This window comes from Lapidilactobacillus dextrinicus DSM 20335 (assembly GCF_001436095.1).
Classification (GTDB): domain Bacteria; phylum Bacillota; class Bacilli; order Lactobacillales; family Lactobacillaceae; genus Lapidilactobacillus; species Lapidilactobacillus dextrinicus.
In genome coordinates this window covers 77709-100916 of sequence record NZ_AYYK01000008.1, presented here as the reverse complement: position 1 = coordinate 100916, position 23208 = coordinate 77709, and the positions used below count along the sequence as shown (strand labels likewise).

General features: G+C 36.3%; 17 protein-coding genes and 2 pseudogenes. 2 read left to right on the top strand and 17 right to left on the bottom strand.

What is annotated here, in order from left to right; translation table 11 throughout:
• Positions 1–303 precede the first annotated feature (303 nt).
• Positions 304–1425 carry an NAD(P)-dependent alcohol dehydrogenase gene (locus FC84_RS04905; RefSeq protein ID WP_057756338.1) on the top strand — a complete coding sequence of 374 codons (1122 nt, stop codon included), beginning with the start codon at positions 304–306 and terminating at the stop codon, positions 1423–1425.
• Positions 1426–1553: 128 nt separating this feature from the next.
• Here FC84_RS04905 and FC84_RS04900 read toward each other — a convergent pair whose 3' ends face one another.
• Complete coding sequence (locus FC84_RS04900) at positions 1554–2600, bottom strand: oxidoreductase (protein ID WP_057756335.1); 1047 nt, start codon at positions 2598–2600, stop codon at positions 1554–1556.
• A 346-nt stretch (positions 2601–2946) separates the two neighbouring features.
• On the opposite strand from FC84_RS04900, the gene FC84_RS04895 reads away from it, so the two are divergent.
• Positions 2947–4389 (top strand): amino acid permease, encoded by a 1443-nt coding sequence (locus FC84_RS04895; protein ID WP_057756331.1) that lies wholly within the window; start codon positions 2947–2949, stop codon positions 4387–4389.
• A gap of 176 nt (positions 4390–4565) precedes the next feature.
• Here the strand turns inward: FC84_RS04895 and FC84_RS04890 are convergent, their stop codons facing one another.
• The 16 genes and pseudogenes from FC84_RS04890 to dnaA all read right to left on the bottom strand — a co-directional run bounded on the left by FC84_RS04890 (position 4566) and on the right by dnaA (position 23204).
• Entirely contained in the window at positions 4566–5639 is a 1074-nt protein-coding gene (locus FC84_RS04890) for a M42 family metallopeptidase (RefSeq protein ID WP_057756328.1), read from the bottom strand.
• A 104-nt stretch (positions 5640–5743) separates the two neighbouring features.
• A complete protein-coding gene (locus FC84_RS04885) occupies positions 5744–6442 on the bottom strand; it encodes a hypothetical protein (protein WP_057756325.1) in 699 nt (232 codons plus the stop codon).
• A 160-nt stretch (positions 6443–6602) separates the two neighbouring features.
• Positions 6603–6928 (bottom strand): annotated as a pseudogene (locus FC84_RS08895) (inorganic diphosphatase).
• Positions 6929–7244: 316 nt separating this feature from the next.
• Entirely contained in the window at positions 7245–8546 is a 1302-nt protein-coding gene (locus FC84_RS04880) for an adenylosuccinate synthase (protein ID WP_057756321.1), read from the bottom strand.
• A 162-nt stretch (positions 8547–8708) separates the two neighbouring features.
• Positions 8709–10103 carry a replicative DNA helicase gene (gene dnaB, locus FC84_RS04875; protein WP_057756318.1) on the bottom strand — a complete coding sequence of 465 codons (1395 nt, stop codon included), beginning with the start codon at positions 10101–10103 and terminating at the stop codon, positions 8709–8711.
• A gap of 78 nt (positions 10104–10181) precedes the next feature.
• Positions 10182–10634 (bottom strand): 50S ribosomal protein L9, encoded by a 453-nt coding sequence (rplI, locus tag FC84_RS04870; RefSeq protein ID WP_057756314.1) that lies wholly within the window; start codon positions 10632–10634, stop codon positions 10182–10184.
• A 29-nt stretch (positions 10635–10663) separates the two neighbouring features.
• The gene (locus tag FC84_RS04865; protein WP_057756311.1) at positions 10664–12682 is read right to left on the bottom strand and encodes a DHH family phosphoesterase; all 2019 of its coding nucleotides are present in this window, start codon (positions 12680–12682) and stop codon (positions 10664–10666) included.
• 327 nt (positions 12683–13009) lie between these two features.
• Complete coding sequence (rpsR, locus tag FC84_RS04860) at positions 13010–13246, bottom strand: 30S ribosomal protein S18 (RefSeq protein ID WP_057756309.1); 237 nt, start codon at positions 13244–13246, stop codon at positions 13010–13012.
• Positions 13247–13284: 38 nt separating this feature from the next.
• Positions 13285–13782, bottom strand: coding sequence for a single-stranded DNA-binding protein (gene ssb / locus FC84_RS04855; protein ID WP_057756305.1), 498 nt, complete (start codon positions 13780–13782; stop codon positions 13285–13287).
• A 28-nt stretch (positions 13783–13810) separates the two neighbouring features.
• Complete coding sequence (rpsF, locus tag FC84_RS04850; protein ID WP_057756302.1) at positions 13811–14113, bottom strand: 30S ribosomal protein S6; 303 nt, start codon at positions 14111–14113, stop codon at positions 13811–13813.
• A gap of 206 nt (positions 14114–14319) precedes the next feature.
• Positions 14320–16911, bottom strand: coding sequence for a DNA gyrase subunit A (gene gyrA, locus FC84_RS04845; protein ID WP_057756299.1), 2592 nt, complete (start codon positions 16909–16911; stop codon positions 14320–14322).
• Between the two features lie 20 nt (positions 16912–16931).
• Positions 16932–18875, bottom strand: a complete 1944-nt coding sequence (gene gyrB / locus FC84_RS04840) for a DNA topoisomerase (ATP-hydrolyzing) subunit B (protein ID WP_083479553.1) — start codon at positions 18873–18875, stop codon at positions 16932–16934.
• Positions 18876–18961: 86 nt separating this feature from the next.
• Complete coding sequence (recF, locus tag FC84_RS04835) at positions 18962–20074, bottom strand: DNA replication/repair protein RecF (RefSeq protein ID WP_057756296.1); 1113 nt, start codon at positions 20072–20074, stop codon at positions 18962–18964.
• 13 nt (positions 20075–20087) lie between these two features.
• Positions 20088–20291 (bottom strand): annotated as a pseudogene (yaaA, locus tag FC84_RS04830) (S4 domain-containing protein YaaA); the annotation flags it as partial.
• A 269-nt stretch (positions 20292–20560) separates the two neighbouring features.
• On the bottom strand, positions 20561–21697 hold the full coding sequence (gene dnaN, locus FC84_RS04825; RefSeq protein WP_057756292.1) for a DNA polymerase III subunit beta: 1137 nt from the start codon (positions 21695–21697) through the stop codon (positions 20561–20563).
• Positions 21698–21863: 166 nt separating this feature from the next.
• Complete coding sequence (dnaA, locus tag FC84_RS04820) at positions 21864–23204, bottom strand: chromosomal replication initiator protein DnaA (RefSeq protein WP_057756289.1); 1341 nt, start codon at positions 23202–23204, stop codon at positions 21864–21866.
• Between the last annotated feature and the right edge of the window lie 4 nt (positions 23205–23208).

Below are 23208 nucleotides of genomic sequence, written 5' to 3'. Positions count from 1 at the left end.
TAGCAGATAAGATGAGTTCTTGATGTGCATATGCAAATAAGCCGTTGTTCATACAGTTGCAACAGCAGTGCACATTTGAATTCATTTGTTTAAGTGTGTTAACCATCTTATCCACCCCTTTTTTCTAACATCATACTTTGTAAAAGTAAGGGTGTCAATGAAGAACCCTTCTAGCTTAAAATAACTGTAAAAATAACAATTGTATTACTCAATTAAACGTCAATTTATGATTGAGTTTTCAAAAAAATAGTGAAATAATGAATAATGTAATCGTTTTCTAAATAAACTCAGAGGTGATTTCTTGTGAAGATTAGAGCAGCAGTTGTCGAACAAAAGGATGCGCCATTTGTTATCCACGATGACATTGAACTAGCCGATATGCAGCCTGATGATATTCAGGTTCATATGGTGGCCAGCGGTATTTGTCACTCCGATGAAGCATTACGCGTAGGTGATGCGGTCATTGATTATCCAATCATACTTGGTCACGAAGGTTCCGGTATCGTTGAAAAAGTTGGTGCTCATGTTCAAAACTTTAAACCTGGCGATCACGTTGTATTGTCATTTTATGCTTGTGGTAACTGTGAAAATTGTTTAAAAGGCATCCCAACAAGATGTTTACATTACGGTGCTAATAATTTATCAGGTGTTCGTCCAGATGGAACTAGTCATTTTACTCAAAATGGTAAACACGTCGCCGATATGTTTGATCAATCTTCTTTTACCACAACAACCGTAGTCCGAGAGCGTAATTGTGTCAAAGTTCCCGATGATCTTGACTTACGTAAATTAGGGCCTTTAGGTTGTGGCTATGTTACTGGTAGTGGCACTGTTTTAAACACGCTAAAACCACGCCCTGGTCAAACAATTGCAGTCTTTGGTACTGGTGCGGTCGGACTTGCAGCAATGATGGCAGGACGTATTTCCGGATGTACAACGGTTATTGCCATTGATATTGTTGATTCACGGTTAGCTCTAGCCAAAGAATTAGGCGCAACAGACGTCATTAATAGTAAGAATGAAGATGCCGTTGAAGCGATTAAGCAATTAACTGGTGGCTATGGTGTTGATTTTGCAGTTGATACTACTGGGGTTACGGCGGTTATGGAAAGTTCTATCAAAGCATTAGCTCAAGGCGGTGTTTCTGCATGTATCGCTGTTACGCCTAACCATATTGACCTAGATACTTGGAATGATCTCTGCGTTGATGATCGTTCAGTAATTGGTGTTAATATGGGCGACTCTATTCCACAAATTGATATCCCTCGGTTAATTAAGTTCTACCGTCAAGGTATGTTTGATTTTGATAAGACTGAAAGATTTTACGACTTTGATGAGATTAATCAAGCTAATGAAGATTCGCGATCTGGTAAAACCATTAAACCAGTTTTGATCATTGATAAAGATTACCAACCTGAAAATTAATTTATAAATTTTATCGTATTAAATAAAAACACTTAATTTTAAATACTGCAGCATCAATTAATCATTAATTCCACTGCAAGTATTTTCAATTAAGTGTTTTTTAGTTATTTTATTAAAAATTATCTGTTCTAAAACTCTTTTACATGGGGCCCCTGTTCAGAAACACCCGCCTCAAGAATTCGCATGTCAATTAGTAACTCTTGATCTGTTACAAGTTTGGATTTTTTTTCAATAATAGCAGCGTACATTGCATCATATACTCGGCCGTAATCTCCTACTGGCGTTGGTAAATCTTTTTCTATCCAGTCACCATTGCCGTTCAAATACTTTAAATGACCAAACGCATTAGGAGCATCTTGTCCAAAGTCAGATTGATCTGGCATAATTCCTGCTTTTAAATCATTTTCTTGCTGATCAATACCGTATTTAACAAAGCTACCTTTAGTACCGTTAAGTCTAAATGAAGGGTACGGCGTAGCAACTAACGGACCGGAACTTACAGTCGCTTTTAATTTAGAATAAAAAAGTTGAGTTTCATAATAATCATCTAATGTTCCTTGATTTTGTTGGGCTCGAATATCATAGAACACTCGTTGCGGTTGACCAAATAATGCCACAATTTGATCAATTGTATGAATACCTAAGCCATAGAATTGACCATTAATTGGATCACTGTTAACAAACTGCTCACTAGGACGGAAATGATCCATATGTGATTCAATCGTTAAAGGTTCCCCTACATACCCAACTTCTAAGACATGTTTTAGTGCTAAATAGTCACTGTCAAAACGGCGATTTTGAAACGGCATAGCAATTAAGCTATTTTCTTTAGCTAGTTTTAAAAGTTCTTCAGCCTGTTCAGCAGTTTCGCAAAAAGGTTTCTCTACTAAAATATTCTTACCATGTAATAGCGCTTGTTTAGCTAAACTATAATGAGTTGCCGCTGGTGTCGTAATCGCAATCAGTTGAACGTCAGAGTCTTCAAGAATATCAGTAAAATCAGTTGTTAGTTCAACACCACTAGCTTTTAAATTATCTTGTTGTTCGTGATAATGTCTAAAGCGATGATCATAAACCATTTTAACCTTTATTTGAGATCGGTTCTTTAAATAAGGTAAATGATAACGATTGGCACTTTTACCAAACCCTGCAAACGCAATAACTAATTGTGTCATATGATTTCTCCTTAATAATATCTTGAATATATTCTAATCATATCATTATTATGAGTATTTTCATTAAGTTTATTTCTTAATAACCACGCTTTTTTTAGTAAAAAGCAATAGATTTTTTTGAATAGAATGACGATTTAAAATTTATATTATTTTTTTGATTAGAAAAATTATAAAACTTGTAACTTCTTCTAATTTTAAAAACAGCTTGATATCAGCTTTTAAAATTACAAAAGACAATTATGAGTAATTGATTAAATTTTATTTCTCATTATTCTTTCATGAATAAGCATTCATGAGGGGGTATAATGTTTCAATAGATTATTTTTCTCTCAGAAAGGGGAATATTATGGCTGAGCAAAAAGACTCAAAGCAATTATTTTGGTACAACATTGCATTACTCGCATTCGTAGCCGTTTGGGGTTTAGGTAACGTCGTTAATAACTTTGCACAAGAAGGTTTAGTTGTTGTCGTTTCTTGGATTTTAATAATGGTTCTGTACTTCGTTCCGTATACTTTAATGGTAGGGCAAATGGGGGCAACCTTCAAAGATGCTGAAGGTGGTGTTTCTAGTTGGATTAAGGAAGTTTCAACTAAACGCCTCGCCTACTTTGCAGCTTGGACTTACTGGGTAGTTCATATCCCTTACTTAGCACAAAAGCCACAGGCAATTATGATTGCCTTAAGCTGGTTCTTTAGTGGTAATGGTAACTTTGTTAATGTTACTTCTTCAATGATCGTTCAAGCTTTGAGTTTAGTTATCTTCTTGATTTTCTTATTCTTAGCTTCTCGTGGTATTACAACATTGAATCGTATTGGTAGTATTGCCGGTATGTCTATGTTTGTTATGTCAATTCTTTTCATTATTCTTGGTTTATCTGCACCAGCAATGACGGGTTCTTCTATTGCAACTGCAAATATGAATCATATTAGTACTTATATTCCAAAATTTGATTTTAAATATTTCACAACAATTTCGATGTTAGTCTTCGCCGTTGGTGGTGCAGAAAAAATCTCACCTTACGTTAATAAGACAAAGAATCCAGCAAAGAACTTCCCTAAGGGTATGATTGCTTTAGCAATTATGGTTGCTGTTTCTGCAATTATGGGCTCTTTTGCAATGGGTATGATTTTTGATGCCAAACATATTCCTTCTGACTTAATGGCCAATGGTGCTTATGTTGCCTTCCAACGTCTAGGTAAATTCTACCATGTTGGTAATATTTTAATGTATGTTTATGCTATTGCGAATGCAATGGCTTCTATCGCCGCTTTTGCTGTTTCAATCGATGCACCATTGCGTATTTTATTAGATGATGCCGATCCCCAATTTGTCCCAGCCGCATTACGTAAGAAAAATGCTGATGGCGTTCCAGTAAATGGTTATAAACTTACTGGTGTTTTAGTTGGTATCATCATCATTATTCCTGCACTAGGTATTGGTGGTACAAACACCTTATATAACTGGTTACTTAACCTTAACTCAGTCGTTATGCCACTTCGTTATCTCTGGGTATTCCTTGCCTTCATGCTTTTAAACAAACACTTAGATAAATTTCATTCAGACTACATGTTTGTTAAGAATTCTAAATTAGGATTTGGTATTGGCTTATGGTGCTTCGTCTTTACTGCCTTTGCATGTATTTTAGGTATGGTTCCTAAAATTGCTTATGCAACAAGCCCAACTGAATGGTGGTTCCAATTAGTATTAAATATTGCAATGCCGATCTTCTTAATTAGTTTAGGATTGATCTTACCAGCAATTGCAAGACGTCAAAATCGCGAATTATAATTCAATAATAAAAAGTGTGGCTCGGCAGTTTGCTGAGTCACACTTTTTATTTTGATTTTCAAACTTAACTTCAACTAGTTCGTTCTATACAGGTTTCTATTATTTCCAGGGAAATAATAGAATTTTAATCAATAAAAAGAGAGTTCAGAAAATCTGAACTCTCTTTAAAACCTAAATTAGAATTTTTCTAAAACATCAGCATTTAACGCTTTAATTATTTTCTTAGCTAAAGCCAATGCATTTTGATAATCTTCAAACGCGATGAAACAATATGGTGTATGCGCATATCTAACTGGCACGCTAATCACGATTGTTGGTGCTCCATTGTAACGATTGATAATTGCACCATCTTGTCCGCCACCAGTCCGAACTGAACGTTGAACAGGAATATTATTCTTAGTTGCAATATCTAATGCAAAACGTTGGAAATGTGGATTAGTGACAATCGTTGAATCAAAGTCACGTAACATAGGACCTTTACGTAATCCTGACTGAATTAAATAATTCGGCATCACTGTATCATCAGCAGGCGCGCCTTCAAATACAATAGCTAAATCAGGTTTAATTTTACGTACAACAACTTCGGCACCGCGATCTCCCACTTCTTCTTGAGAAGAAAGACCAGCAATAATATCTACATCTAATTTTTCTGATGCTAAATCATTCATGGTTGATGCTAGTAATGCTGTACCAATTCGATTATCAAATGCTTTACCTAGAAATAAGCCAGTTTTATCATTATATTCACAGGTAACGTCTGGCACTACTGGTGCGCCCACTTCAATACCATAAATATCAATAATTTCATCAGCACTAGAAGCACCAACATCAATACTTAATTCTTCAGGTTTAGGTAGACGTGTTTTTTCTTCAGCAGTCATAAAATGTGGTGGTGTACTGCTAACAATACCAGAGATCCATTCACCGTCACGATTACGTACTTTAACTTTTTGTGCTGGAATTGTAACTGTTGCCCAACCGCCAACATTAACAAACATCATCTGACCGTTCGGTTTAATAGCTCTAATCATAAAACCAACTTCGTCAGAATGCGCATCTAATTCAACCACAGGACGCTTGCCATCATTAGCAGGGTGCTTAACAAAAATATTACGCATATGATCTTCACTAACGATTCCAGCATCTTTCACTGTGTCTTTAAAAAGTGCTGTAACCTCGTCTTCAAACGAAGAAATTCCTCGTACATTTGATAAATCTTTAATTAACTGAATTGATTTCTCTTTATCCATTTTCTTCAACTCCTTATTCTTGTTTCACATGAAACGTTCTCTTATATTTTATCATTTTATCGTCATAAAAAGTTAAATCTCACAGTTAATTATCATATAAATTATCATTTAACAATTGTCCATTCATCAATGGTTCGATTATTCTCATCTTTAAATTGTAACCAACTATTAGTATTCCCAAAATAAAGAAATAACCCTACCTCATTGATGCTTTTTAAAATTATATCTTCAACAGTTATAAAATCTTCAGTAAAAGAATTAACATGTTCTTGACACAGTTGAATAGCAAAACGTGCGGCAAAACCAAGCTTACCATTTGCGTTTAACTCTGGCTCTGATTTCATTTTTGCGCCAGATAAAATAACTACCTCATTTCTTTTACGCCAATAAATTGTTGCTTGTGTACCTTCGTAAACTGTTGAGAATTTTACTTTAGCAACCTTTGAATTCCATCTATGCTGAGCCTTAGCCGGATGTGGCTTAGAAGATACCAGGTTCAGCCCTAATAATGTCATTATCGGTGACAAGTCATGCCAATAATCTGCCATTATTTTTTGTTGGTTAGCTGGCACCGAATATTCAGTATGATCTTCTAATTTAATGCCTTTTTCTTTGGCTTTGTTTATTATAAAACGCTCAAAATATTCAGCTTCAATTGTTTCTGGCGTTTTGATTTGTACAACTCGTATCGGTTTCTTTTCAGTACTCAAGCTTTGAACACCAATTAACTTAGAATTTTCGTAATATAGCGTTGCAATTCCCGGTTGTGCCGTTGCAGTAGTCGATAGTAATATTCCACCCAAATCCGCCCCTAAATCTAATTTTAGTTGCTCATTTTGCCAATTTTTTCAGGCTCAGTCATGTTGTTTTCCCCTTTTCAACAGAATGCGTTCAGATTAAATCTCTATATATAAAATGACGTTTCACATGAAACTTTTAAGGAGATAATAATATAAAAGTGCCTTACAAAAGCTCAATTATACTATTGAAGTACTGCTCCATAAATTTTACCTTGTCAGCAATTTCTTTAGCAGTAAAACTTTCATGTGGCGTAGTAACAACCCACTTATCTTCAATATCGTCTTCTCGATGAATAATCGCAATTAATTTACCATCAAATACGGATATAGGTGATATTATTTCCTCGGAAATAATATATACATCTTGAGGTTCATTATCGCTGCCTAATATGTTGGGTAAATAACCATAATTGATTGGATATGGGCATGTTTATCATCAAAATAGCCAATTTGACGGTCTACAACAACGTGCAACATTGAATTTTTCATTCACCACACTCCCTAATGTCTACGAAAAAATCAACAATATTTATTCGATTTCATCGTACCATAGCCAATTATAAAATAGCTGATAATTAAACTACACCAAGTAGCTTTAATTTTCTCTGAAAGACGCTACTAAATTCTATTTTATTTATTATCGAAAAATACACACTTTACTATCTAATATGTTATAATAATTGACGGTGCCAAACCCATGAGAACGAAGATTGCTGGCGTATTATACGTTTTGAAAACAATCTTGCGTTCTCTTTTTTTATAAACAAAAAAACCTTGGTCGAATCGACCAAGGTTTTTCTTTAGCTTACTTATTGTAGGCAGGTTGTTGCCAAACATTTTTTAATACAATCGTTTGTTCACGATCGGGCCCAACGGAAAAAGTAGCAAGTGGTAATTTAACTAGTTCTGAAACACGTTGAATATAATTTTGTGCATTAATTGGTAACTCTGAAATTTCTTTTGCTTGCGTAATATCTTCATTCCATCCAGGCAATTCTTCATAAATCGGTGTGCAATCGGCAATATCTTTAAAACTTGCTGGATAGTAATCAATACGCTTGCCGTGAAGTTCATAAGCAACACAAATTTTAACTGTTTCTAATCCAGTTAAAACATCAATTGAATTTAAACATAATTCGGTAACACCAGCTACTTTACGTGAATGGTTTAAAACGACCGCATCCAACCAACCAATGCGTCGTGGGCGTTTAGTAACAACGCCATATTCATGACCTGCATCACGAAGATATTCACCAACTTCATTTGATTGCTCTGTTGGGAATGGGCCATCACCTACTCTTGATGTATACGCTTTGGCAACACCAACAACATGAGTGATGGCTTGAGGTCCTATGCCAGCACCGACAGAAACGCCACCAGCAGGATTAGAAGACGTTACATATGGATAAGTACCGTGATCAAGATCTAGCATAATTCCCTGTGCACCTTCAAAAAGTAGATTCTCATTTTTATCAATGCGAGCATTTAATAATTCACTACTATCAACAACATAATCTTTTAACTGTTGGCCATAATCGTAGAATTCATTAAATATTTCATCGTAATCTAATGCTGGTTGTTGGTAAATTTTTGTTAATAATTCATTTTTAAATTTTAAATTCGTTGCTAATTTTTTGGCAAAAGTATCTTTATCTAACAAATCAACCATTCGAATACCAGAACGTTCAGCTTTATCGGTATAAGCAGGACCAATTCCTCGATTAGTGGTACCGATTTTATTGTCATCACGATAATTTTCTTGAGCCTTATCTAAAGCAATATGATATGGCAAGATAATATGGGCACGATCTGAAATCACCAAGTTGGCCGTGCTCACACCAGCTTCATGAAGACGAGTAATTTCGGCAACGAGTGACTTAGGATTGAGTACAATTCCATTCCCCAAGACACAAGTCTTATCAGCATGTAAAATTCCGGATGGAATTGTTCTTAAGTGATAAGTTTGTCCATTTTGCTTAATTGTATGTCCTGCGTTGTCGCCGCCTTGATAACGTGTTACAACATCGGCATCTCGACTTAAAAAGTCTGTAATTTTGCCTTTTCCTTCGTCGCCCCACTGCATACCTACTACAACTGTTCCTGACATTTGATTGCCACCTTTTAAAATTGTTAACTACATGAAGGATTCTATCATTAATAGTTCTTATTTTCAATGTTTAAAAAAATATTATCATTATATAAATAAAAAAAAACCATAAAAGACGTACAATCATCTTTTGTGGTTTTCTTATTTCCCGGGAAATAAGAACTATTGGGGCATCATGTCCCGATTCGAAACTGATGCAAATTTATTATACGATTTAACAAATAATAACTGTACCGTACCGCGAGCACCTGCCCGGTTTTTCTCAATAATAACTTCTACAGGACCAACATTTTGATCATCATCACTTGATTGTGCAGGAGCAGAACCAGTATCGTCATCTTCATCTTCGGAACGATAATAATCTTCACGATATAAAAAGGCGACAATATCGGCATCTTGTTCAATAGAACCAGATTCACGAATATCTGATAAAACTGGCCGCTTGTCTTGACGTTGCTCAACGCCACGAGATAATTGAGATAAGGCAATAACCGGAACATGTAATTCTTTAGCCAACATCTTTAATTGTCTAGAAATTGCTGATACTTCTTGTTGGCGATTTTCTTGGCCGCTACCTTCAATTAATTGTAGATAGTCAATCACAATTAACCCTAAATTTTTCTGCTCTTGTTGCAAACGACGACATTTAGCTCGAATTTCAGCCATCTTTACACCTGGTGTATCATCAATATAGATTTTTGCTTTAGATAAACTAGCCATGGCTACCATTAAATGGTCCCATTCTTCATCTGTCAATTGACCAGTCCGTAAATGATTAGATTCAATATTTCCTTCAGCACAGATCATTCGATTAACTAATTGTTCAGCACCCATTTCTAAGCTAAAAATAGCAATCGAAACATCTTCATTTTTAGTACCAATATTCTGAGCAATATTTAACGCGAAGGCCGTCTTACCAACACCAGGACGCGCCGCTAGGATAATTAATTCGTCTTCATGCAAACCAGCAGTAATTCGATCTAAATCAGCATATCCTGTCGATAAACCTGTAATAGTGCTGTCTTGTTTGGTTAACTCATCAATATTGGCCATTGATTCTAACAAAACATCACTAATTTGTTTAAATCCGTTACGATTACGATTTTGGCTAACATCCATGATCTGCTTTTCAGCATTATCAAGTATTGTTGTTGCATCTTCATCTTGCTGATAACTTTCATTGACAATATGAGTCGCTGTGCCAATTAGTCGCCGCAACATTGATTTTTCCTCAACAATTTTAGCATAGTAACCGACATTGCGATATGATGGCGTATTTGACGCTAACTCTGCAATATACGCCGCACCACCAACATCCTCAAATTGATGATGACTTTCTAATTCACTACGTATTGTTACAACATCAATTGCATCTTGACGGTCACTAATATTAATCATTGCCTGAAAAATTATTTGATGAGCGCGCCGGTAAAAATCTTCGGGTACTAAATATTCCATTGCATCTACAATAGCATCTGGTCTTAAAAAGATAGAACCTAAGACTGCTTGCTCAGCCTCTTCACTATGTGGTGGCAATTGATTTTGTAAATTATCCATTATAACCTCTCAGCCTAAATACATGAAACTAGTAAAAAGTTTGGCACTAAATAATGCCAAACTTAAAAAAATCCTATTCTATTCTGCGGTAATATGAACTCGAATAACCGCGTTAACGCCATTATAAAGTTTAACTGGAACATTGGTATAACCTAAAGTCTTAATTGGTTCTGATAAAGACAACTTACGTTTATCAAGTTTAATACCAAATTGATCTTCAAGTGCTGTCACAATTTGTTTACTAGGAACTGAACCAAATAAACGACTATCAGAACCCGCTTTTGATTTAATTGAGACAACAGTTTTGTCATCTTCAAGTTGTTCTTTAATTTGCTTAGCAGCAGCTTTTTCGTTAGCAGCTATTTTAGCTTCAGCCTTTTGTTGTGCCTCTAAATGACTGATCGCCTGTTTCGTAGCTAACTCAGCTTTACCATTCTTAATCAAAAAATTACGCGCATAACCGTCAGGAACTTCCTTAACTTGGCCACGTTTGCCTTTACCACGGACATCTTCTAGAAAAATAACTTTCATGAATAAATACCTCCTAAGGAACTCTGAGTTTATTGATCATCTTGTATCTCGTCTAAAATACTAACTAATTGTTGTTTAGCTTTCGCAATTGTTGTGTCTTTCAATTGGGTTGCAGCATTTGATAAATGACCACCACCACCCATTTTTTCCATCACAACCTGAACATTAATCTTGCCAAGGCTTCGCGCTGAAATACCAATTATATCATCCGAGCGACGACTAATAACAAAAGACGCATCAATACCTGATAATTTTAGCATAGTGTCAGCCGCCTGAGCAGCTATTACTGGATCATATTTTTGCTTTTCTTCACCTAATGCAATAGCAACGTTACTTGTCACCATTTCTAAATTATCTATTAAATGATTACGTTGAATAAATTCATCAGCATTTTCTTTTAATAGTTGCTGAACCATGCCATTATTAGCCCCAACTGAACGTAAGTAACTTGCAGCATCAAAAGTACGAGTGCCGGTTCGTTGTGAAAATGACTGTGTATCAACAGAAATTCCAGCCAACATAGCTGTCGCTTCAATTTTGTTAAGAGGTTCAACATCAGTTGGTTGATATTCAAATATCTCGGCAATTAGTTCGCACGTTGATGAAGCATAAGGCTCAATGTATGTTAGCATCGGATTTTCTGGAAATTCTTCACCACGTCGATGATGATCAATGATCACAACACGCTGTTTAAGCTTGTCATACAACGATGAGCTGATTGAAATAGATGGTTTAGAGTGATCTACCATAATCAACATACTATCGCTGCTGGCCATCTCTAATGCTTGTTCTGGCGTAACGACGCTTTGATAAATTTCTGGATAGTCTTTAATATCATCTACTAATCTTTGTACATCCGTATGAATCGAGTTCTGATCTAAGACAATATGGCATTTAATTCCGTTCATCTGAGCAATACGACGAATGCCTAATGAAGCACCAACAGCATCCATATCTGGATGATTATGTCCCATTACAAAAATATCATTTGCTGAAGCAAATAATCCTTGTAGCGCTTGACTAATCATTCGCGCTCTAACTCGCGTACGCTTCTCCATTGGATTCGTCTTGCCACCATAGAAATGAGCTTGTTGACCTTTAGCTCTCACAACTACTTGATCGCCACCTCGGCCCAAGGCCAGATCTAAATTACTTTGAGAAGTAATAGCCAACTCAGCTAAATCATCACTCCCATATGCAAAGCCAACACTGAGCGTAACGGGAAAGTTCTGAACTGAGGTATCTTCACGAATCTTATCCAGAATTTGGAATTTATTGGCTTCTGCTTTAGCTAAAGCTTTAGCGTAAGCCAGCACAAAGAAATGATCTTCATCAACGCGTTTTAAAAACATTTGATAATCACTAGCCCAATCTGATAGGCGATTAGTCAAATAATTACTAAGATTAGAAACACCTTGATCGTCCATTGTTTGCGTAATTTCATCATAATTATCAATAAAAATCTGACCAATGACGATTTGTTGATCATTAAATCGCTGTTCAATATTAGCTGAACGCGTTACATCTAACAGGTATAAGGCGCCAACTTTTTCTTGGACGGTAATTTCAAATTTGCGTCCATTCCAATCAATCACTTGAGTTTTTTCATCATCTTTATGTTGATCAATCATTTTAGCTAAATTATCATCGATATCACGAATTTTTTTACCTAAAACTTGTTGATCGCCTAGATAATCCTGAAACGTTGGATTAACCCACTGAATCTCACTCTCTTGATCAAAAAGCATGATACCAATTGGCATTTGAATTAAGGCTGACTGCTCACCTTGCTTAATACGATAAGATAAGTCTGAAACATATTTATTGGTGTTCTTAAAAATAACTTCAAATCCATAAAAAATAACACCAACTAATAAAATCATGGCTACAAGAAAGATAATCCCAAAAATTGGCATAATAATTAATGCAACCGCACTTGCTAGTATCGCAATTCCTACAACTGTCAGAGCAATGATTCTTAATTGAATATCGGCAAAGAAAGTTGGAATTCTAAATTTTTCGCGAAACCAACTTATTATTTTTTTCATAATACTCCTTAAACTTATTAATAAGATAATTACTAATCTTTATTAAACCGTTACTTGTGCCTATTTTACCATAAAAGCTTATAAAATTCTTTAGAAATAACCATGATTCTCTGGTGCTAACTATTTGCCCTCTTACTATTTCTTTTAACTGTACCACGGGCTTATTAGCGCCTTAATTTGATTTCTAACAAGTTGAGCTAATGGCTAGTATCTTTACCCATTATTGATTAAATTAAGCTGTCAGCATGGCTTAAATTCTTAATAAGTAATTTTTGGGCAACATACAAAAAAGAGCCGCATAATTGCGACTCTTTTTACATTTACTTTTTAGTCTTCACCAACAAATGGTAATAAGGCCATAATACGTGCACGCTTGATAGCAACGGTTAACTTGCGTTGGTTCTTAGCGCTAGTACCAGTTACTCGGCGTGGTAAAATTTTACCTCGTTCTGAGATAAAACGTTTCAACAATTCAGTGTCTTTGTAATCGATGTATTCGATGTGATTAGCAGCGATAAAATCGACTTTACGACGACGACGGCCGCCACGACGTTGTTGAGCCATGTGAATTCCTCCTCTCAAGCGTTATTTCGAATTTTCAATTAGAATGGTAAATCATCATCAGAAATATCAATAGGTTCGCCATTATTAGCAAAAGGATCTTCACCAACAGAATTTTGTTGGTTATTCTGATTACCAAAACTATTATTCATATTATTTGATTGACTATAATTATTAGAATTATTAGAGTTCATCGACTGACCTGAGCCAGCATTGTTACTCTTTGGTTCCAATAATGAAAAGTTATCAACGACAACTTCAGTCACATACACACGTTGTCCTTGTTGGTTATCATAGTTACGTGTTTGAATACGACCATCAATACCAACTAAAGAACCTTTATGAGTAAAGTTCTTGAAGTTTTCAGCTGCTTTACGCCAAATCACACATTGAATAAAATCAGCTTCGCGATCACCTTGGGCATTTGTAAATTGACGATTAACTGCAATAGTGAAGGATGCAACAGCAGCGCCACTACCGGTGTAACGCAAATCAACGTCCTTTGTAAGTCGGCCAACAAGTACTACACGATTAATCATTTAAAAATCCCCTTTCAAATTGAAAAAATTAGTTTTTATCATCGCGTTTAACGATCATGCTACGTAAAACAGATGTGTCAATCTTTGAAAGACGATCAAATTCGTCGATAGCTTTTGAGTTATCGGCTTTTACGTTAACAATATGATAGATACCTTCGCGGTAATTCGAGATTTCATAAGCGAGACGACGCTTAGACCAATCTTTAGAATCAACCACTTCAGCACCATCAGCACCTAAAATTTCGTCATAATGCTTGATCAAAGTAGCTTTTGACTCTTCGTCAAGATCTGGCTTAATGATATAAGTAACTTCGTAAAATGTTTCTGCCATGGTTTTACACCTCCTTATGGACTATTGGTTCTTATCTACTAAGAACAAGGAGTAAGCAACAAATAGTCTGCTCACAAACTAGTAGTTTAGCATAGATAAGATATTTAAACAACAAAAAAATCATTCCGACTTTAAAAAGTAACATAGATTTGGCTACATTTTTAAATACGTCAAAACGATTTATTTGCTTTTCGCTAATAACTTAACTATCTATCTGAATCGTCAGAATTATCTGTCTCTGAAAAATCTTGATCAGCAGATTCGGCACGATCAACTAATGCTTCAACATCTTTAGGCAATGTTTGTTCACTAGCTTCAGTATTAGTCTCAACCGTTGCATTTTGAGCAGTTGACTCACTAGCTTCGGGGTCTTCATGATCAACTTTTGCTAAGGTGGCTACCTTAGCGCCATGATCAACTTTAATCAACCGTACACCTAATGTTGCTCGTCCAGTTTGGGAAACATTTTGAACTGGGAAGCGAATGAGGACACCCTCTGTTGTGATCAACATTAAATCTTCACTGCCATCAACTGCAACTAAGCCTGCTAAAGGTCCATTTTTCTCAGTGATATTGGCAGTCTTGATACCTTTACCACCGCGACCTTTAATTGGATATTCGCTAACCGCTGTTCGTTTACCATAACCGTTCTCAGAAATCGTTAGGATCTCTTGATCAGCCGTTAAAATAGCTGAACCAATGACGTAGTCTTCTTCACGTAAACGAATACCACGAACGCCAGCAGCAGTTCGTCCCATTGAGCGTACAGTTTCTTCGTTAAAGGAAACTGCATAACCTAGGTGAGTACCAATCAAAATGTTTTGCTTGCCATCGGTTAACAAGACATTCGTTAACTCATCACCGTCACGTAACGTCAACGCGCGCAGACCGTTACTCCGAATATTGGAAAATTCGCTAACAGTCGTCCGTTTAACTGTGCCTAAACGAGTAATAAAGAACAAGCTATCATTGTCATCAACATCATGAATATTAATAACAGTCTCAACATTTTCTCCGGTATCAATTCCCAATAAGTTAATGATTGGAATACCTTTAGCAGTACGACCATACTCTGGAATTTCGTAGCCTTTAGCTCGATAGACTTTACCAGTATTGGTAAAGAAGAGCAGCGTATCGTGCGTCGATGTATAAATCAACTGTTCAATAAAGTCATCATCATGGACACCCATGCCTTGAATACCACGACCGCCACGATTTTGAACTTTAAACTCATTAGCTGGTAATCGTTTAACATAGCCATTATGTGTTAAGACAATCATAACTTCTTGTTCTTCAATTAAATCTTCATCTTCAAGACTTAATTCTTCACCAACTAATAATTCTGTCCGTCGTTCATCACCAAACCGTTTTTGAATTTCTAATAATTCTTCATAGATAATTTGATCAATGCGTTCTGAACGTGCCAAAATATCTTCTAAATCAGCAATGGTTGCCATTAAGTCGTTATATTCGGCTTCGATTTTATCTCTTTCCAAACCAGTTAAGCGAACTAAACGCATATCTAAGATTGCTTGTGCTTGCTTATCACTCAATGCGAACTGACTCATTAAAGTATTCTTAGCAACTTCACCTGTTTGTGAACCGCGAATAATACGAATAATTTCATCAATATGATCTAAAGCAATTCTTAAACCTTCTAGAATATGAGCTCGTGCTTTTGCCTTCTTAAGATCAAATTCTGTCCGTCGACGAATCACTTCTTCTTGGTGAACCAAATAATATTGCAAAATTTCTTTGAGACTTAATTGTTTAGGGGCACCGTTCACGATTGCCACCATATTAAACCCAAACGTTGTTTGCATTGACGTTAATTTATATAAATTGTTCAACACGACTGACGCACTAGTATCGCGACGAATATCAATGACAATTCGCATACCTTCACGGTCGGATTCATCAGTTAAATCAACGATGCCGTCAATTCGTTTATCACGTGCTAATTCAGCAATTCGTTCTACCAATCTAGCTTTATTGACCATATAAGGAATTTCGCTAACAATGATACGTTCACGGCCATTTTTTAAAGTCGTCACTTCTGTTTTAGCACGGAGAATAATGGTTCCTTTACCAGTTTCATAAGCCTTACGAATACCAGACTTACCCATGACAATACCACCAGTTGGGAAATCTGGACCAGGGAGTGCTTCCATCAAATCAGCAGTTGTTGCATCAGGATTATTCATCAATAAATGTAATGCACTAATGGTTTCTGATAAATTATGAGGTGGAATATTCGTTGTCATACCAACGGCAATACCAGTTGCACCATTCACCAACAGATTAGGGAAACGAGCTGGTAAAACAACTGGTTCTCGTTCAGTACCGTCATAGTTAGGTTGGTAATCAATCGTGTCTTTATTAATATCTCGAAGCATTTCAACGGCAATTTTGCTCATTCTTGCTTCGGTATAACGCATTGCAGCCGCACCATCACCATCAACTGACCCGAAGTTACCATGACCATCAACTAAAAGGTAACGGTAACTAAAATCTTGAGCCATTCGTACCATACCTTCATAAATTGAAGAATCACCATGGGGATGATACTTACCCATAACATCGCCGACAATACGAGCTGACTTTTTATAAGGCTTATCCGGTGTAACGCCTAATTCGTTCATACCATATAAAATCCGACGTTGAACGGGCTTTAAGCCATCACGTACGTCTGGCAAAGCTCGCGCGACAATAACACTCATTGCATAGTCTAAAAATGAGTCCCGCATTGTCTTAGATAAATTAACTGTTTCAATGCGATGGTCTTCAAATTCTGCCATTTACTTCGCAAACTCCCCTTCTAAACATCTAAATTCTTCGTGTACTTCGCATGAGATTCAATAAATTCACGACGTGGACCAACATTATCGCCCATTAGCATTTGGAAGACATCATCAGCTTCTTGAGCATCTGTTACCTCAACCCGATCCATCCGACGGTTTTCGGGATTCATGGTTGTTTCCCAAAGTTGTTCAGCATCCATTTCACCTAAACCTTTGTAACGCTGAATAGCTGGTTTTGGTGAGGCTGGTAGTTGACCTACTACTTCGTTTAGTTCCTCATCAGAGTCGATATAACGCATGAACTTACCTTGACGAACTTGATATAGTGGTGGCTTAGCAATATACACGTAGCCAGCGTCAACAACTGGACGCATGTAACGGTAGAATAATGTCAGCAATAGTGTCCGAATATGCGCACCATCGACATCAGCATCAGTCATGATAATTAATTTATGATAGCGTGCTTTACTAAGATCAAAATCACTACCAAATCCAGTTCCCATAGCTGTAAATAGTGTTCTAATTTCTTCATTAGCTAAGATTTTTTCCATTGAGGCTTTTTCAACGTTCAAAATCTTCCCACGAATTGGCAAAATAGCTTGTGTTAAACGAGAACGTCCTTGCTTAGCAGAACCACCGGCTGAATCACCCTCGACAATAAATAATTCAGAAATTTCTGGATCTTTACTCGTATTATCTGCCAATTTACCTGGTAAATTACTGATTTCCAAACCTGATTTTTTCCGAGTTACTTCACGAGCGTGTTTAGCAGCCAGACGTGCTTTAGAAGCTAACTGGCCTTTTTCTACAATTTGTTTAGCAACGGTTGGATTTTCAAGTAAGAATTTATTAAACGTCTCAGAAAACATTTTATCGGTAACTGTTCGTGCATCAGAATTACCTAATTTTGTTTTGGTCTGTCCTTCAAACTGAGGATCTGGATGTTTAATCGAGACAACAGCCGTCATCCCTTCACGAACATCATCGCCTGATAAATTATCGTCATTCTCTTTGATTAACCCAGTTTTCTTACCATAATCATTAATAACCCGAGTTAAGGCAGCTTTAAACCCAGCTTCGTGAGTCCCACCTTCATAGGTATGAATATTGTTGGCAAAAGTTAAAAGATTAGAATGAAAATCATCGGTATATTGAATAGCAACTTCGACAGTAATGTCATTTTGCTCACCTTCAACGTAAATCGGCGTTGGGAAAATAACTTCCTTACCTTCGTTTAGATATTCAACGTAACTGCGAATACCACCAACATAATGATATTCGATTCGTTCGGCAGATTCTGCGCGTTTATCTGTAAAAGTTAACTTTAATCCCTTATTCAAAAAGGCTAATTCCCGAATTCGGGTATTTAAAACTTTATCGTCATAAATCGTCGTTTCAGTAAAGATATCTGGATCAGGGACAAAGTGAACTTTAGTGCCATGTTCATGTTCAGGTGCATCGCCAATCACGGTCATTTCAGTATTAACTTTGCCCCGAACAAAATCCATATAGTAACGTTTACCCTCATGTGTAACGGTTACATCTAAGTTAGTTGACAAAGCGTTGACAACTGAAGCACCAACACCGTGCAAACCACCAGAAACTTTGTATCCACCACCGCCAAACTTACCGCCGGCATGTAAGATCGTAAATACTGTTTCTAAAGCTGGTCTACCCGTCTTTTTTTGAATACCAACTGGAATACCACGGCCATCATCGACGACTGTAATACTATTGTCTGGTTCAACCGTAATATCAATTTGTGACGCAAAGCCAGCTAAGGCTTCGTCAATCCCGTTATCAATAATTTCCCAAACTAAATGGTGTAAACCTTGTGAACTAGTCGAACCGATATACATACCAGGACGTTTACGAACAGCTTCAAGTCCTTCAAGTACTTGAATTTGACTAGCGTCGTATTCCTTAGCTTTTTCTTCTTTCTCTAATTCAACTTCTGTGATTGTTTCCGGATCAGAAGATTGATCAGCTGATATATTTTTATTTTCCTCGTCGTTCACGTCAAATCCTCCTAGCGTTAACCTTAATTCTAGTGAATAACTTTTCCTGAACTAACCGTGAAAGTAGTGGGTTGACCAATAATATCTCGAGCAACACCATCTAAACTAGTAGTTGTTAGGAATGTTTGGACACGATTATGAATAGTTTGTAGTAAATGTGTCTGCCGTAAATCATCCAACTCAGACAAAACATCATCTAATAATAAAACTGGTGTTTCACCGGTTTGAGCCTTCATCATCTCAATTTCAGCAAGTTTTAAACTTAAAGCAACGGTACGTTGTTGACCTTGTGATCCAAAAGTCTGGACATTTTTATCATTAACAATAAAACTAACATCATCGCGATGAGGTCCTAAGGCAGTCGTGCCTTGTTGCAACTCACGCTTTTGTTGTTTTTGATACTGTTCTTTTAAATATTGATAAAGTTGCTCGGAACTTTGAATTTCAGCTGTTGGCAATACCGTTTGATAATTAAAAATTAATTGTTCACGTTGTTGTGTAATTTGCTGCTGTTGCGCATTGGCATATTCAGACATTTGTTGTAAGAAATTTTTCCGTGCCCAGATAATTTCCGCACCAAAACCGGATAATTGATCAGATAAGACCTCTAAATAAACTAAATCCTTAGCTTGATGGCGTTGTAACGAACGCAAATATAAGTTACGTTGCCGCAAAATCGAGCGATATTGCGTTATATTGTATAAATATTGGTGATTAATTTGACCAAATTCCATATCAATAAAACGCCGCCGACCAGCAGGTGAGCCTTTAACAAGGCCTAGATCTTCCGGGGCAAACAAAATAACATTAAACTGACCAACATATTGAGATAATCGCTTTTGTTCAAGATGATTAATTTTAGCTCGTTTACCTTTGTGACTTAGCACAATCTCTAATGGTAGCCGCCCAACTCGTCTTTGAATAACTCCAGAAAGTTTAGCAAAATCATGGCCCCATTGAATTAAAGATTTATCATCATTAGTTCGATGAGAACGTGCTAAAGATAGGACATAGACAGCTTCTAATAAGTTGGTTTTACCCTGAGCATTTTCACCAATCAACACATTAGTTTGTGGTGAAAAATCAAGTGCTAATGAATCATAATTGCGAAAATGAGCTAATTCAAGGTGTTCTAAATACATTTTAGGCCTTCACAATTTCGTAAACTTCGCCACTACTTAATTTGATTATGTCACCTTGATACAATTTTTTGCCGCGTCGATTTTCAGCTTGACCATTTAAGGTCACTGGTTGTTCTTGCAAATAAAATTTTGCTTGACCACCGCTGCCAATGATGCCTTCTTCTTTCAATAATTGCGTCAAAGTTAAATAATCGGCGGTTAATTTGATCTGTTTCATAACAATCACTCCCACCAATAAAAATATAAGTTTCACTATTCAATTATACCCTTTTTAACCAATCAAAACAACGATATTAGAATTTTGATGCGATTTAAGACCATTTACAGTTAGCTAATATATTTTGGCCAAAAAAGCTAAAATTGCTGAAAATGAATTATATGACGATATAAGCCAATTCTTCATCAATGACCTAAATAAAAAACAAGGTTTGAATATTTCAACAATGAAATATTTAAACCTTGTTTTTTAAACAGCCGAGCTAGCTACTAAAAAGTTCTAACTGGTGTAATTAATTGAATATAGTGTTCAGCGTCTTCAGAAGGTACTAAAGTAAACGGCCGTAAATTAGTTGTGAAAGACAACTTGATTTCAGTTGAGCCGAATGCTCGGAGCGCATCTTTTAAGTAATCCGGATTAAAGGAAATATCTAATTCGTTACCCACTAATGAACTTAAACTTAATTCTTCTTCGACATTACCAACATCTGGAGAGTTACTAGATAGTGTTGCCATATTTTCAGCCGGATTAACTTGTAAGCGAACAACATTATTTCGACTTTCATGAGAAAGTAAAGAAGCACGTTCAACAGAAGCTAATAAAGTTGATGCATCAATTTGAATAGTTGTCGTTGAATCCGTAGGAATTAAACGAGTTGTGTCTGGATAATTACCTTCAAGTAAACGTGAATAAAATTGTGTCTGGCCAAAAGTGAAGAGCACTTGGTTATCTGTAATTTTTAGTTGCACGTCATCTTGATAGTCAGCTAACATTCTCGCTAATTCAGTTAAACTTTTACCGGGAATTACAAAATCGTAATTACCTTCAACATTAGGTAAGTCAAGCTTACGTTGAGCTAGGCGATGACTGTCAGTAGCAACAGCCAATAAACCATCGGCATTAATTAAGAAATGAACACCCGTTAGGATAGGACGACTTTCTTGAGCTGAAACAGCTAAGACGGTTGGGTTAATTAAACCTCTTAATAGATCTGCAGAAAATTCTAACTGACTTGCATCACTTACTTCTGGTAAATGCGGATAACTATTTGCATCAAAACCAATAACAGTGAATTCAGATTTTCCTGAAGTTAAAGTGACTTGTAAATTATCTTTAACTTCAAAAGTAAATGTTTCTTCAGGTAATTTTTTAACGATTTCACTAAAGAAACGAGCGGTAATAATAATTGAACCGGTTGATTCAATTTGTAACTTCAGCGCTTCGTCAGTTACAGGTAACATTGTTTCAATTGAAATATCAGCATCGCTACCTGTTAATTTTAATCCCGCTTCGGTCAAATCAAATTTAATCCCTGTCAAAATTTGAATAGCTGTTTTTGATGGGACAGCACGTAAAACATTATTAAATTGACGAATGAAGTTAAGACGATCAATTGTAAATTTCATTGGATACCCTCCTAGGTGTTTTTATTATATATATAAAAGAATTTAAAGTAATAGTAATAGGCTTTGTTGATTATGTGGATAAAGGAAAATGTTCCGTTAGATTGGTTATTTGTCCTGTGTATAACTTGTGGAAAGTTCTGGGGACGATTAAAAAGTTTTCCACAGGCTAGCCTTTAAGTAATTTTTTTAAATCACTAATTTGAGAACGTAATTCTGAATCGTGATTTTGATCTTGCACAATTTTTTCATGGGCATGAATAACAGTTGTGTGATCTTTGCCGCCAAACTCTTTACCAATTTTAGGTAAGGAATTTTCCGTTAATTCGCGTGAAAGATACATGGCTATTTGCCGGGGAACAACAATATTTTTAGTCCGCTTCTTACCAGTTAGATCAGAAACTTGAAGACGATAATATTGAGCGACAACTTCTTGAATCTTGCTAATTGAAAGACCATGTTGTTGCGCTGAATCTTTAAGTCCCTTAAGCGCAGCAATAGCGGTCTCTAAAGTAATGTCGATTTTATTAATTGTGGCATAGGCTTGAACGCGAACCAATGCTCCTTCAAGTTCACGAATATTAGTATCAATTTGGCCGGCGATGTAATTTAACGTTTGATTATCAATTTCCAATCCTTCAGCGACCGCTTTATTACGCAAAATAGCAATTCGTGTCTCCAAATCTGGCGGTGTGATATCCGCAGATAGGCCCCATTTAAAGCGCGAAATTAAGCGATCTTCCAACTTAGGAATATCACTAGGAATACGATCAGAAGTTAAAACAATTTGTTTTTTGTTTTCATATAATTTGTTGAAAGTATGGAAGAATTCTTCCTGAGTCGCTTCTTTATCTGCAAAGAATTGAATATCATCCACTAATAACAAATCAACGGAGCGGTATTCGCGCCGAAATTCTTCCTGTCGACGGGTGCGAATGGAATTAATAAAATCATTGGCGAATTCTTCACTGGTGACATACTTAACCCTTGCTTCAGGATTACGCCGTAAAACTTCATGACCAATAGCTTGCATCAGATGGGTCTTACCTAATCCAACACCACCGTAAAGATTAAGCGGATTGTAAACTTGTCCTGGTTCCTCAGCAGCAGACAGTGCAGCTGCTTGTGCTAAGTAATTACCAGAGCCAACGACAAAACTATCAAAAGTATATTTATCATTTAAATGGGTATCATGAGCATAAACTTGACCAGGCGCATCAACGCCAGTCACGACTGGATCATCAACATCTTCTTTATGATTTTCATTGGGGACTGTTAAATCGAGGCGAATTTTTTGCCCAGTGTAGTCTTGTAAAATTGTCTCAGATTCAGCAACTAAGTTACGATCCCAATAATCACGATGAAAGGCAGACGGTAATTCTAAAGTTAAGACACCATTAACTAAAGAGATCGGTTCTACAGGTGCAATCCAAGTGTCATAACTAACGGATTCAAAGTTTTTTTGCAATTCGGAAACGAGTTTTTCCCATAGTAATTTTTCATTAGCCAATTTT

Excerpts from the sequence above, each read along its gene's own strand:
- FC84_RS04900 (WP_057756335.1), bottom strand. The coding sequence starts at position 2,600 with ATGACACAATTAGTTATTGCGTTTGCAGGGTTTGGTAAAAGTGCCAAT.
- FC84_RS04865 (WP_057756311.1), bottom strand. The coding sequence starts at position 12,682 with ATGAAAAAAATAATAAGTTGGTTTCGCGAAAAATTTAGAATTCCAACT.
- ssb (WP_057756305.1), bottom strand. The coding sequence starts at position 13,782 with ATGATTAATCGTGTAGTACTTGTTGGCCGACTTACAAAGGACGTTGAT.
- FC84_RS04890 (WP_057756328.1), bottom strand. The coding sequence starts at position 5,639 with ATGGATAAAGAGAAATCAATTCAGTTAATTAAAGATTTATCAAATGTA.
- recF (WP_057756296.1), bottom strand. The coding sequence starts at position 20,074 with ATGTATTTAGAACACCTTGAATTAGCTCATTTTCGCAATTATGATTCA.
- dnaB (WP_057756318.1), bottom strand. The coding sequence starts at position 10,103 with ATGGATAATTTACAAAATCAATTGCCACCACATAGTGAAGAGGCTGAG.
- rplI (WP_057756314.1), bottom strand. The coding sequence starts at position 10,634 with ATGAAAGTTATTTTTCTAGAAGATGTCCGTGGTAAAGGCAAACGTGGC.
- FC84_RS04880 (WP_057756321.1), bottom strand. The coding sequence starts at position 8,546 with ATGTCAGGAACAGTTGTAGTAGGTATGCAGTGGGGCGACGAAGGAAAA.
- rpsF (WP_057756302.1), bottom strand. The coding sequence starts at position 14,113 with ATGGCAGAAACATTTTACGAAGTTACTTATATCATTAAGCCAGATCTT.
- rpsR (WP_057756309.1), bottom strand. The coding sequence starts at position 13,246 with ATGGCTCAACAACGTCGTGGCGGCCGTCGTCGTCGTAAAGTCGATTTT.
- gyrA (WP_057756299.1), bottom strand. The coding sequence starts at position 16,911 with ATGGCAGAATTTGAAGACCATCGCATTGAAACAGTTAATTTATCTAAG.
- dnaN (WP_057756292.1), bottom strand. The coding sequence starts at position 21,697 with ATGAAATTTACAATTGATCGTCTTAACTTCATTCGTCAATTTAATAAT.
- FC84_RS04895 (WP_057756331.1), top strand. The coding sequence starts at position 2,947 with ATGGCTGAGCAAAAAGACTCAAAGCAATTATTTTGGTACAACATTGCA.